The sequence below is a fragment of the Salinicola halophyticus genome (assembly GCF_003206695.1).
Classification (GTDB): domain Bacteria; phylum Pseudomonadota; class Gammaproteobacteria; order Pseudomonadales; family Halomonadaceae; genus Salinicola; species Salinicola halophyticus.
This window is the reverse complement of sequence record NZ_PZJN01000006.1, coordinates 641,603-653,732: the sequence shown is the minus strand read 5'-3', so window position 1 is coordinate 653,732 and position 12,130 is coordinate 641,603. Positions and strand designations below refer to the sequence as shown.

Here is a 12,130-nt window from a genome sequence, read left to right as displayed (position 1 = left end):
CCGATTCAGGGCGATCCCGGTCAGCCCCCATAGCTCAGCTGGATAGAGCGTCCCCCTCCTAAGGGGAAGGTCTCAGGTTCGAATCCTGATGGGGGCACCATTTCGGCGCCAGCGATCTCCCACGTCCGCCGCTATTCCACGTCTGTCACTATTCAATTCAATGCCCACTCCTATTCAACTCAATGCCAGACACTTCGCAAAATCCCGATCTCCCCGATGTTCTACTCGAAGCCGCGCGTTTCATTACCCCGCTCTAAATTTGGCGCAACGCGGATAGAAGTTTGGACCACTAGTGCAACTCCTATCAGGCTCATGCCAGCCAGAAGGCGCGTAGGCATGCCCGACTGCAGCATTAGACCAATCGATGGACGATGAGGGGATTCCTTAAAAAGCCTGAATCGTGCTAACTGTTCCTATACGGCGACAGGAAGAGTAGCCGTTGCCGTAGCTTGGGCTTGGATCGGCGAGGCTCGAGCCGGCACCGCCGGCACGCTGTCAACTCCCCGCCCCGCCTGCGCGCTAAATGGGTTGGTTTTGATGCAGCGTTGCAGAGGGCTCTATCTCGCGCCAGTGATGAGGCGGCAGGAGTTTTCACGGCCCATAGAAATTATGCGAAATGTTGCATTTTGCAGCATACCCGACATAACGCGGGAGAACTTGGATAGAGAAGTGAAACGGGATGTGGCAAATTGATGCGAAACGTATTCCTGAGAAGTCTTAGGAGGTCCAACGGATTCCGACCTGAAGCGGATGGTCCGAGAACGGCGGCGTGTGCATTCAATTCAATAATCGAGCGCACTGTCTTATACCTGTTAGACCACTAAGTCACACCCAGCAGAAATCACATACAAAGAGTAATAATGGTTTGGATATTGAATTTCTTGAAAATGATTTCGACAAAGTGAGCTATCTGGCTAATTTGCTTACAGCTCGGGCGACTGGTCTCGCCGCAGATAGTCGTGAGTTCGAACTGCTAAGAAGAGAATTGCTGAGCAACGAACATGTCGCTCCGATGCTGCCAAAATGGCTGCGTCAGCATCGGAACTTGGACTCTTTTTGGGGATTTATAAAACCCATGTTCGGCACTTATGCAGAGAGACGAACATATCTCTCTGAGCAGTTTACCCCGGCACTAGATGCACTAGAGTTCGGTGAGAATTTTCGGACAGCGCAACCGAGACAGCCAATTCAAACTTCTAATCCCGCTTCTCCAGTTGCAGCTTCGATTGCGGCCAGGAATAAACGTAAGGTCTTTATAGTCCATGGTCGTGATAATGAAGCGAAGCACGAAGTGAGCCGCTTTATAGAAAAGTTGGGACTGGAGGCAATCATCCTCCATGAGCAGGCAAGTTCGGGAATGACAATAATTGAAAAAATCGAGCATTATTCTAACGACGCGGATTTCGCAATAGTTCTTTACACAGCTTGTGATCATGGCAGAGGGGTGCATGAAACCAAAATCCCACCAAAAAATAGAGCACGCCAAAATGTTGTGTTTGAGCACGGCTATCTTATGGCAAAGCTGGGCAGAGAAAATGTTTGCTCGCTTGTAAAGGGGGAAATTGAGACACCTAATGATATAAGCGGCGTTGTCTATGTCTCACTAGACTCATTTGGTGCTTGGAAGAATGAGGTTTCAAAAGAGCTTAAGGCTTGCGGCTATGCCATATCTAGCATTCCATAAGAAGTTGCCAACGCCTAGCAGACGTCGGCAATCCGACGGCTTTTTTGTTGCATCTGCGCGTCCACTACATCGTCGCGCGTGTTGCGGGCGTTATATCAGCACTAGTCCAAAGATCGCTCCTAGCCGAATGCGGCCCAGAGAAAACGTTCGAAAATGAGCTTGGGTTAGTTGAATCTGGATACATTGCGCAGGATGAATTAAATTTATGTATATTAAAGATTCGGAATGGATGCCGGATGATGTATTTGTCAAAAAACCTATCCGACCGGGGTGTGCGCATTCTAATGCCTGCTGTGAATTTTAAGGAGTATTGAGTGGAGGAATTACAAAAAGCCTTGTTTAAAACGCTCAATGATCTTATAGCTGCCAACCCAGAAAAAGCAGAGAATATTGATATTGAGCAGCTAATAGCCAACGTGACACCGGAAGCGGTAGGATTAATTAAAGGCAACCTTCGAAAATCGACAAAGAAGATGCTAGAGGAACATAGGACTCTAACCAGAGAGTTCGAAGCGCGCAATGTTAAACGTTGGTCTAAAGCATTTGATTTGCTTGAAACCCACATTGTAATTTGTACTGAGGCAGGAGAAGAGTTTAATTCATCGTATCGACCGATGGCTGTAGAGGATAATAATTTAGTATTCGATATTGTCGTCCGGCACCATGCAAGGGCTTGCCATATAGCTCAAGAGATTCTGCATCTTCTCAAGTCTGGTTTTGCTGATGCAGCTCATGCAAGATGGCGGGCGCTACATGAAGTCAATGCAACAGCAATATTTATAGCAAAGCACGGGCAGGAGTGTGCTGAAAGATTTTATCTTCATGATATTGTTGATTCCTACGACGGGATGCTTGAACACAAAAAATATGAAGGCAGACTCCAGGAAAAAGCCGCCTCACAAGAGGAAATAGACAGTTGCAAATTGGAATACAATAAGGTTATTGCGCATTATGGAAAGAAGTTTGGGGATCACTACGGATGGGCTTCGAATATATTTCCACATCATCGTCGTGTAGGGTTCACTGCGATAGAAAAGGATGTCGGCTTGGATCACATGCGACCTTACTATAAACGGGCTAGCCAGAACGTACATGCGGGCTCAAAGGGAATGAGAAGTCGTCTTGGCCTAAGTGAAGCCGAAGATGATATTCTGCTTGTTGGACAGAGTAATTCAGGGATGACAGATCCTGCGCATGCAGCCGCTATTAGTTTATGTCAAATAACATGTGCTTTATTAGCTATGGAGCCCACGATAGATCATATTGTTCTCATGAAAATCATGGATGACTATCAAGAGGATGTCGGGGATGCATTTCTGGACATTCAAAGAAACGAATTTTAAAAAATTAAAGCTTAAAGGCCGGCGCTGCGTATTTTTCTTTATTTACTATTGTTCAGACAATAACGTAAAGCACGCTTCATTTCTGCAGCAACTAAGCCGAGCGCTACATCAGTGAAATCTAAAAGACCGGTCTTGGCCGAATGCCGCCACTTAGAGGTCACTCGCCATGGTTCGGACTTTGACGAATTTCATCAAGCCGCGATCCACTTTTCAACGGGAATCCAGCTGGCACGCTCGTAAAATGCATAGGCCCGACTGCCGATCTCGGTTTCCAGCCAAATATCGTCGAATTTGGCGAATAGAGGCCGCTCGCCTTTCTCAAGAAGCAAGCGGCCCCACACCTCGCCCTTGATAGACGACGCGGATGAGAAGTCCAAATACGCATGCGGTCTCGTCGCGTCCGATCGAAAAGCCGACGGGTACCAGGCTAATTTCCGCAACACCCAGACAAGGGCCCTGGGCCAGCATGGCGGCCTGATGCCGTGACTACACGGTCGTGCGATGTGCAACCACACGGATAGCTTATGAGGCCAAGAAGTATATCGTAAGGTATAACTGAATTATCGGAATTATAGAAAACCACGTAAAAACAGACGGTTAAGAAGTGTTTTCGAATCCTGATTGGCCATCGTTAGCTACCGCAGACACAAAAACGGCGAGTCACTATTATCACGTGACTCGCCGTCATAACCCGCCTCTTGGCGCCTGCCTATCCAGCGCCAACAGCCCTATCGAGTTGAGCGCTGCTTCTTGAGATGAAGGTAGAGCGGATCAAAATCGCCTTCTTCCTGCAGTCGGTCCCAGTCCAGAATCGCCACTCTTCCTCTCGTGGCATCGATCAGCCCATCCGAACGCAGCGCCTGGAACACTCGGTTCATATGGACCGAGGTGATGCCGATCGCATCTGCCAACTGCGCCTGAGTGATCGGCAGGTGGAATGCTCGGTCCTCGACCACCCCCACAGCCTGAAGACGCATCAGCAGCTCGCAGAAAAAATGAGCTACACGGGCATAGGCATCGCGCTGTCCGATATTGAGGATCCAGTCCCGGTAGATCGAGGCATCAACCAATGTTTCACGCCAGAAGGCGGCCGTCAGGCGTGGGTGACGCTCACAAACCTGGCGTAGAACGTCATGCTGGATGTAGCCGACCTTGCTGGCGCTGACCGAGGCAATACTGATATCCAGCACCTGCAGATGCAGGCTCTGCAGATCCGGCATGTCACCGGGTACGTGCAATGCCAGGATCTGTCGTTTGCCTTCGGAGGTCAGCTTGTAAACGCAGGTAAAACCTTCGAGCAACAGGCAGCACTGAGTCGGCTGATCACCGATCCTCACGATATCCTGCTCGGGCTTTAGCGTTTCGATCTGGACCGGCAATGCCTGAAGCGCCTGTTTTTCTTCGGGGGAGAGACTGAAGATGCTCTCCAACTTCTGAACCATCAGACTATTGGCGTAGGAGACGTCTGCTACCATGCTACTGCTCCTTGCTTGAGGCAGAAATGAAGCCTTGGACGCAGTGGTACTGCTCGATTGACTCAAACCGTGGCTTTCTTTCATATCGTTCTTCACACAACTTCATCACGCGGGGATTATGCTCCAATTCCCGCCATGTCGCGAGGGACGATGGCGCAGCGGGAGGCGCGAGGCGCGAGGCGCAACACGCTTAAGCGGTTCAAGCCGGTCCATACGGGAAACGCGAGTGCGTGCGCGGATGAGCACGACTGACAATGCTTGGCGCATCGCATAACAGATAGGGGTGTACGACAGGTCAGGTGGTAAAACAGGTCAGGGTGTACAACAGGTGGGGAGTTGACGACTCACATCGCCATACCAGCAAAATCGGTTGGCACAGCGGAAAAGAGACCTATCGCTTGCAGGTCTCAGATACGCTGCTATTCCATGCCAATAGCACCATGGCATCCTGCCATGCGTCCTTGTGACAACCGCTTCCTTGCAGTTTCCTCTCCAGTACCTTCCCGGTACAGGCGCCCACTGTGGACCTGATATCGGCGAATTAAGTTGATACAGATCAACTACCTAAAAATATAATCGAACGGCGGCCTACAGGCTGCGGATTGCGGGCTTTCAATCCCGGAGCGCTCTTTCCTGCATGCGGTATCAGGCGTCCAGCTCACGAATCCAGCGCTTGACTCGAAGGCGCCGCCACCGGGAAGCATATCGCCGGGTATCAAGGCGCGTCGGAATCAAGGCCTCGCCAGAGGGGCTCATGGTCAATTCAAAGGTTCTGGAAGCGCCAACGGGTGAATCTTCACTGCCGTAGATCGCGATGACGCGCAGCTCCACCGCCTGCAACGTGCGACCGTCGGTCGTTTGAAAGTCATCCGTCGGAATGTCATGCCAGCGAAGCACCCGCTCCACGACATTCTGAAAGGTTCCAATATGGTTGTAGCTGCCCGAGGCCATCGGCCCCTGCCGCGTCGTCTCGACCAGTTGATCGGCACTGCCCTTGTCGCCGGCAGACCGTTCGAAATCGATCAGATCCTGGAAGAGCGTGCCGCGATCCGTATGCAGGATCACCACGATATGTTCGATGAAGATCGGCTCGGGGCTCATGTTGCTGATGACGCAGCGCGCCTGCAGCGAACGGCCGAACCCCCGATTGATGATGATCTTCGGTTGTCGCTGCCGCTTGAAGTTGAGATACAGCAGCTGCGCGTAGAACAGCCAAACCAACAACGTACACAGACTGGTCAGCGCGGAAATGGCGGAGCTGTGTTGAGAGATCCAGTTCATCATTGCTCTGCTCGCCGCCTTAAACTGCGCTTGGCCCCCTACCGTACCTGCCCGCCGGCATGCTTTGCCACCCACAATTGAATAGCGAGAAGCGTTGTTCGTTTCACTTGGCGAGCCACGGGCTCGACCAACGATCGGACATTCGACCGGTCACGGAAACGCTGAATAGCACAGGGTGATAAGAGGAGAGCGAAGCTGGTCTGCTGCACGCTGGCGCGTACTGGTATCACGATCTCGTGTCGTCAGGAAACTGAGCGACATCGAGCGCGTTCTGCGACCAAGCACTGAAACGCGGAAGAACCAAGGAGAGAAATAACGAAGCTAAAATACTGATTTTGCGGATGGTGCCGGCGGTCGGACTCGAACCGACACACTGTTTCCAGCGGCGGATTTTGAATCCGCTGCGTCTACCAATTCCGCCACGCCGGCAGCGGAAACGCATTATACGGACGCCCCGCCCGGCGTCAATCATCCCACTGACTTAATCGTTCGGGTGCTTTATGATGGCGCCCTTTCGAATACAACCTACCCATCCCGACTCGAGCCGATACGCGACCTACGCCATGCAGCGCGCCGATTTTCATTTTGATCTGCCCGACGAGCTGATCGCTCGTTACCCTTCCGAACAGCGTACCGACTGTCGCCTGCTCTGCGTCGACGGCGAGTCCGGCACGCTGGAGCACGCCCGCTTTCCCGATCTGCTGGCGAAACTCGAACCCGGTGACGTGGTGGTATTCAACGACACCCGGGTGATTCCGGCGCGGCTGTTCGGCCAGAAAGCCAGCGGCGGCAAGGTCGAAATGCTGCTGGAGCGTCCGCTGGATGCGCATCGCGGGCTGGCGCACCTGCGTTCGAGCAAGTCGCCCAAGCCGGGCACGGAGCTGATTTTCGAAGGCGACATCCATGCCGTGGTCGAAGGCCGTCAGGATGCGCTGTTCGAATTGCGCTTCCTGGGCGAGACACCGCTGATCGCGCTGCTCGAACAGCATGGCCACATGCCGTTGCCGCCTTATATCACCCGCGAGGACGAACTGGCCGACCGTGAACGCTATCAGACCGTCTATGCCCGCCGGGAAGGCGCCGTTGCCGCCCCCACGGCCGGGCTGCATTTCGACGAGGCGATGATGGAGGCGTTGCGTGCCAAGGGTATCGAGACGGCTTTCGTCACGCTCCACGTCGGCGCCGGCACGTTTCAGCCGGTGCGAGTCGACGACATCCGCGAACACCACATGCACAGCGAGTGGCTGGAAGTCGACGAATCGGTCTGCGAACAGGTCAATCGCGCTCATGCCGCCGGTAACAAGGTAGTCGCCGTCGGCACCACCAGCGTTCGCTGTCTGGAAACCGCCAGCCAGAACGACAGCGGCGAGCTGACGCCCTACCGTGGTGAGACCGACATCTTCATCTATCCCGGTTATCGCTGGCGCTGCGTGGATGCGCTGGTGACCAACTTCCATCTGCCGGAATCGACCCTGCTGATGCTGGTCTCCTCGTTCGCCGGCTACGACGCCGTCATGCGCGCCTATCAGGAAGCCGTCACCGAGGAATACCGCTTCTTCAGCTATGGCGATGCGATGTATCTGACCCGTAGACCCAGCTAATCCCCGAACGCCTTGCGCGCGGCTCCGGACGCGGTGGACAGACATACGCCTTGCGCGCGGCTCCGGGCGCGTTGACAGAAAAACGCTTTGCGCGTGGCTTCGGGCGCGTTGGTTGGACAGACAAAAGCCTTGCGCGCGGCTTCGGGCGCGTTGGTTGATAGACAAACGCCTTGCGCGCGGCTTCGGGCGCGTTGAATAAAGAAGAGAGACACCATGCGAGACGAATGCTTCATGAAATTCGAGCGGCTGGGCCAGCAAGGGCGTGCCCGTCGCGGCCGGCTGACCTTTCCGCGCGGCACGGTGGAAACGCCGGCCTTCATGCCGGTAGGTACCTACGGCACGGTCAAGGGCATGACGCCCAAGGATGTCGAGGCGATCGGCGCCGAGATCATTCTCGGCAACACCTTTCACCTGTGGCTGCGCCCCGGCACCGAGGTGATCGAGGCCCACGGCGATCTGCATGACTTCTCCCAATGGCACAAGCCGATCCTGACCGACTCTGGCGGTTTCCAGGTGTTCTCGCTGGGCGCCATGCGCAAGATCACCGAGCAGGGCGTGCATTTCCGCTCGCCGGTGGACGGTGCCAAGGTGTTCATGGGGCCGGAAGAGTCGATGGCGGTGCAGCACTCGCTGGGCTCGGACGTGGTGATGATCTTCGACGAATGCACGCCCTACCCGGCCAGCGAGGCCGAGGCGCAGAAGTCGATGGAGCTGTCGCTGCGCTGGGCAGCCCGCTCCCGCGCCGCGCACGGCGATTCACCGTCTGCGCTGTTCGGCATCGTGCAGGGCGGCATGTACCCCGAGCTGCGCAAGCGCTCGCTCGAAGGCCTGCTCGACATCGGCTTCGATGGCCTGGCGATCGGCGGGCTGTCGGTGGGCGAACCCAAGGAGGAGATGATCCGCGTGCTGGATTATCTGCCGAGCTGGATGCCGGAAGACAAGCCGCGCTATCTGATGGGCGTCGGCAAGCCGGAGGATCTGGTCGAGGGCGTACGCCGCGGCATCGACATGTTCGACTGCGTGATGCCGACCCGTAACGCCCGCAACGGCCATCTGTTCACCGCCGACGGCACGGTCAAGATTCGTAACGCCGTGCATCGTCACGATACCAACCCGCTGGAAGCCGACTGCGACTGCTACACCTGTCAGCACTTTTCTCGCGGCTATCTACATCACCTGGACCGGTGCGGCGAAATGCTCGGTTCGATGCTCAACACGGTGCACAATCTGCGCTACTACCAGCGCCTGATGGCGGGTTTGCGCGGCGCTATCGAAGCGGGTACATTGGCCGACTTCGTAGCACAATTCTATCGGCGACGCGGACTGTCCGTGCCGCCCGAGGCCGATTGAGACGATTCGAACGGTCCTCGGTAGTCGCCCGGTACGCCGTATCGTCAGCTTCACCCAGGCAACCTTTTCATTACACAGCCGTTTCATTACACAACCTTCGGAGATACATCAATGCTGGACTTTTTCATCCCTGCGGCTCACGCCCAGGATGCGGGCGGCCCTGGCGGTGGTGGTATTGCCCAGATCATCATGCTGGTCGGTTTCGTGTTGATCTTCTACTTCCTGCTGTGGCGTCCGCAATCCAAGCGCGCCAAGGAGCACAAGAAGCTGGTCACCAACCTGTCCAAGGGTGATGAAATCGTGATCGGTGGCGGGCTGCTCGGCCGCATTACCGACGTGACCGATGACTTCATCAGCATGGAGATTGCCGAGGGTACCATCGTCAGCGTTCAGAAGAGCGCCGTGGCCTCCGTCCTCCCCAAAGGCACGTTGAAGTCGCTGTAACTCTCCTGGCTGCCGGTGATTCCCATCGGCAGCCGTCTCTTTCCGCGACACTCTTCGCACGACGGTCATCGCCCGATCGTCATTGATTGAAAGGACAGGGCTTCCATGCTCAATCGTTACCCCCTGTGGAAGTATCTGCTGATACTGATCGTCTGTATTGTCGGCGTCATCTACGCGTTACCCAATCTTTACCCCCAGGACCCCGCCGTCCAGATCAGCACCACCAACGGTTCTCTCGGCAGTCAGCAGCTCGACCGAGTCACCCAGGCATTGACCGACGACGACATCCAGGTCAAGTCGGCAGCAATGACCGGCAACAACACCGCCCTGATTCGGCTCGACGATGCCGAACAGCAGCTTCCCGCCCGCGATGTGGTCGACAAGGCGCTCGACGACAAGTACACCGTGGCACTCAACCTGGCCGATTCCACCCCGTCCTGGTTGACCAGTCTTTCCGCGGCGCCGATGAAACTCGGTCTCGATCTCCGCGGCGGCGTGCACTTCCTGCTCGAAGTCGACATGGACGCCGCGGTCGAACAGCGTCTCAAGGCCACGGCCAGCGCCATTCGCGCCGACCTGCGCGACGAGCGCATCCGTTATCGCGGCACCGACGTCGACGACAACGCCCTGCATCTCGAATTCGCCAACAGCGAAGACCGTGACGCCGCCCGCGATCAGATCAGCCAGACCTTCAGCGAGTTCCAGCTGGAAGACCGTGACGAAGGTCGCCGTGCCTATCTCGACATGACCCTGACCGAACAGTCGATCAAGGACATTCAGGATTACGCGGTCCAGCAGAACCTGACCACCATCCGCAATCGCGTCAACGAGCTCGGCGTGTCCGAACCGCTGGTCCAGCGTCAGGGGCCCAGCCGTATCGTGGTCGAGCTGCCCGGCGTGCAGGACACCGCCGAGGCCAAGCGTATCGTCGGCGCCACCGCCAACCTTGAGTTCCGTCTCGAGGCTCGCCCGGACACGCCGGACGCCGAGACCGAAACGTTCCCGTTTCGCAACGGCTCACAGCGCACGGCAACCCTGTCGCGCGACGTGATCATCACCGGGGACCGGGTCTCCAGCGCCAGCCAGGGCTTCGATCAGAACGGCCGACCGCAGGTCAACATCAACCTCGATGGTACCGGCGGTTCGCTGATGAACCAGGCAACCCGTACCAATATCGGTCGCAACATGGCGGTGCTGTACATCGATCACAGCACGGACACGCGCACCGTGACCAAGGATGGCAAGCAGGTCGAGGAGCGCATTCCCACCACCAGCCGCAGCATAATCAGCCTGGCGACGGTGCAGAGCGCGCTGAGTAACCGTTTCCGCATCACCGGCCTGGATTCCCCGACCGAGGCCAGCGAACTGGCGCTGCTGTTGCGCTCCGGCTCGCTCGCGGCGCCGATCTACTTCGTCCAGGAACGCACCATCGGGCCTAGCCTGGGCGCCCAGAACATCGAGCGCGGCATCTTCTCGGTGCTGGTCGGTGGTCTGCTGGTCGTGGCCTTCATGCTGATTCGCTACAAGGCATTCGGGGTCATCGCCAATGTGGCGCTGGCGGTCAACCTGGTATTGCTGATCGCCGCCATGTCGCTGCTGGGCGCCACGCTGACGCTGCCCGGCATCGCCGGGATCGTGCTGACGCTGGGGATGGCGGTGGATGCCAACGTATTGATCTACGAACGCATACGTGAGGAGCTCAGGCAGAAGACGTTGCCGCAGCAGGCGATCCATGCGGGCTATGGCCGCGCCTTCACCTCGATCGTCGATGCCAACCTCACCACGCTGCTGGTGGCTGTCGTGCTGTTCTCGATCGGCACCGGCCCGATCAAGGGCTTCGCCGTGACGCTGTCGCTCGGCATTCTGACGTCGATGTTCACCGGCATCATGGTGTCGCGTGCCCTCGTCAACCTCTCCATCGGCGGCAAGCCGTTGAAGAAACTCTGGATCTAGGAGATGCGAGCAATGCGCCAATTCGACTTCATGGGCAAGCGCCGCATCGCCTTTATCGTCTCGATCGCACTCACGATCGTGTCGGTGGCGGCCCTCGCCCTGCTCAACCTCAATCTCGGGCTCGACTTCACCGGCGGCACCGTCGTCGAGCTTCACTATGCCGCGGCGCCGTCGCTGGACGATATCCGCTCGCTGCTGGCCAATAGCGGTTTCGAGAACTTCTCGGTACAGACCTTTGGCGCCACGGATGAAATCCTGGTGCGCCTGCAGCAGACCTTCAGCAACGACGTGGGCAACCAGGTCGTTTCGGCCCTGAGTAGCGGCAACGCCTCGATCGAGCTGGTTCGCGCCGAATTCGTCGGCGCCCAGGTCGGCGATCAGCTGCGTGACCAGAGCGGTCTGGGCATGCTGGTGGCCCTTGCCGGCGTGGCGATCTACGTCGCCTTCCGCTTCCAGTACAAGTTCGCGCTGTGCGCGATCATCTCGCTGGGACACGACGTGCTGATCGTGCTGGGCCTGTTCGCGCTGTTCCAGTGGGAATTCGACCTGACGGTACTGGCGGGGATCATGGCGGTCATCGGCTACTCGCTGAACGACACCATCATCGTCTACGACCGGATTCGCGAGAATATCCGGCTGTCACGCAGCGAAGATCTGGCGCAGATCTTCAACGAAGCGATCAACCAGACGTTGTCGCGAACGTTGGCGACGTCCGGTACCACCTTGCTGGTGCTGTTCGCGCTGTTCTTCCTCGGCGGCGACATGATCCACAACTTCGCGATCTCGCTGATCCTGGGGATCGTGGCCGGCACGTTCTCTTCGGTCTACGTCGCCGCGGCGCTGCTGATCGTATTCAAGCTGGAGCGTCAGGATCTGATCCCGGTGAAGAAAGGCGAGGTCGTCGACGACACGCCGTAGCCTTCACGTCGCGTCAGTGACTTCGGGGCTCCTCGCACGGCGAGGGGCCTTTTTTGTGGCCGTCGCTCATCGCCCGGCTGG

Annotated in this window: 10 protein-coding genes and 2 tRNA genes; 8 read left to right on the top strand and 4 right to left on the bottom strand. The window is 56.8% G+C overall.

Going from position 1 to position 12,130, the window contains the following annotated elements:
* The first annotated feature begins 23 nt into the window (after window positions 1–23).
* The 3 genes from DOM58_RS10815 to DOM58_RS10805 all read left to right on the top strand — a co-directional run bounded on the left by DOM58_RS10815 (window position 24) and on the right by DOM58_RS10805 (window position 3,027).
* A tRNA-Arg gene (locus DOM58_RS10815) sits at window positions 24–100 on the top strand.
* A gap of 765 nt (window positions 101–865) precedes the next feature.
* On the top strand, window positions 866–1,684 hold the full coding sequence (locus DOM58_RS10810; protein ID WP_110692827.1) for a TIR domain-containing protein: 819 nt from the start codon (window positions 866–868) through the stop codon (window positions 1,682–1,684).
* A gap of 314 nt (window positions 1,685–1,998) precedes the next feature.
* Complete coding sequence (locus DOM58_RS10805) at window positions 1,999–3,027, top strand: DUF5677 domain-containing protein (RefSeq protein ID WP_110692826.1); 1,029 nt, start codon at window positions 1,999–2,001, stop codon at window positions 3,025–3,027.
* A 191-nt stretch (window positions 3,028–3,218) separates the two neighbouring features.
* Here the strand turns inward: DOM58_RS10805 and DOM58_RS10800 are convergent, their stop codons facing one another.
* The 4 genes from DOM58_RS10800 to DOM58_RS10785 form a co-directional block, all read right to left on the bottom strand.
* Entirely contained in the window at window positions 3,219–3,404 is a 186-nt protein-coding gene (locus DOM58_RS10800) for a hypothetical protein (protein WP_110692825.1), read from the bottom strand.
* A gap of 351 nt (window positions 3,405–3,755) precedes the next feature.
* Complete coding sequence (locus DOM58_RS10795) at window positions 3,756–4,502, bottom strand: Crp/Fnr family transcriptional regulator (RefSeq protein WP_110692824.1); 747 nt, start codon at window positions 4,500–4,502, stop codon at window positions 3,756–3,758.
* Window positions 4,503–5,147: 645 nt separating this feature from the next.
* Entirely contained in the window at window positions 5,148–5,783 is a 636-nt protein-coding gene (locus DOM58_RS10790) for a hypothetical protein (protein ID WP_188113806.1), read from the bottom strand.
* Between the two features lie 342 nt (window positions 5,784–6,125).
* Window positions 6,126–6,212: transfer RNA gene (locus DOM58_RS10785), tRNA-Leu, on the bottom strand.
* Between the two features lie 134 nt (window positions 6,213–6,346).
* Between DOM58_RS10785 and queA the strand changes: the two genes are divergently transcribed.
* The 5 genes from queA (at window position 6,347) to secF (ending at window position 12,049) form a co-directional block, all read left to right on the top strand.
* Window positions 6,347–7,384: a tRNA preQ1(34) S-adenosylmethionine ribosyltransferase-isomerase QueA gene (gene queA, locus DOM58_RS10780; RefSeq protein ID WP_110692822.1), complete on the top strand. Its 1,038-nt coding sequence runs from the start codon at window positions 6,347–6,349 to the stop codon at window positions 7,382–7,384.
* A gap of 231 nt (window positions 7,385–7,615) precedes the next feature.
* Window positions 7,616–8,734 (top strand): tRNA guanosine(34) transglycosylase Tgt, encoded by a 1,119-nt coding sequence (gene tgt / locus DOM58_RS10775; protein ID WP_110692821.1) that lies wholly within the window; start codon window positions 7,616–7,618, stop codon window positions 8,732–8,734.
* Window positions 8,735–8,845: 111 nt separating this feature from the next.
* Window positions 8,846–9,178, top strand: coding sequence for a preprotein translocase subunit YajC (gene yajC, locus DOM58_RS10770; RefSeq protein ID WP_075563434.1), 333 nt, complete (start codon window positions 8,846–8,848; stop codon window positions 9,176–9,178).
* A 105-nt stretch (window positions 9,179–9,283) separates the two neighbouring features.
* The gene (gene secD, locus DOM58_RS10765; RefSeq protein ID WP_110692820.1) at window positions 9,284–11,131 is read left to right on the top strand and encodes a protein translocase subunit SecD; all 1,848 of its coding nucleotides are present in this window, start codon (window positions 9,284–9,286) and stop codon (window positions 11,129–11,131) included.
* Window positions 11,132–11,143: 12 nt separating this feature from the next.
* Window positions 11,144–12,049, top strand: a complete 906-nt coding sequence (secF, locus tag DOM58_RS10760; protein ID WP_110692819.1) for a protein translocase subunit SecF — start codon at window positions 11,144–11,146, stop codon at window positions 12,047–12,049.
* Window positions 12,050–12,130 lie beyond the last annotated feature (81 nt).

What these genes read in the sequence shown, in the direction of transcription:
- DOM58_RS10795 (WP_110692824.1), bottom strand. Translation starts at nt 4,502, where the DNA reads ATGGTAGCAGACGTCTCCTACGCCAATAGTCTGATGGTTCAGAAGTTG.
- DOM58_RS10790 (WP_188113806.1), bottom strand. Translation starts at nt 5,783, where the DNA reads ATGAACTGGATCTCTCAACACAGCTCCGCCATTTCCGCGCTGACCAGT.
- queA (WP_110692822.1), top strand. Translation starts at nt 6,347, where the DNA reads ATGCAGCGCGCCGATTTTCATTTTGATCTGCCCGACGAGCTGATCGCT.
- tgt (WP_110692821.1), top strand. Translation starts at nt 7,616, where the DNA reads ATGAAATTCGAGCGGCTGGGCCAGCAAGGGCGTGCCCGTCGCGGCCGG.
- yajC (WP_075563434.1), top strand. Translation starts at nt 8,846, where the DNA reads ATGCTGGACTTTTTCATCCCTGCGGCTCACGCCCAGGATGCGGGCGGC.
- secD (WP_110692820.1), top strand. Translation starts at nt 9,284, where the DNA reads ATGCTCAATCGTTACCCCCTGTGGAAGTATCTGCTGATACTGATCGTC.
- secF (WP_110692819.1), top strand. Translation starts at nt 11,144, where the DNA reads ATGCGCCAATTCGACTTCATGGGCAAGCGCCGCATCGCCTTTATCGTC.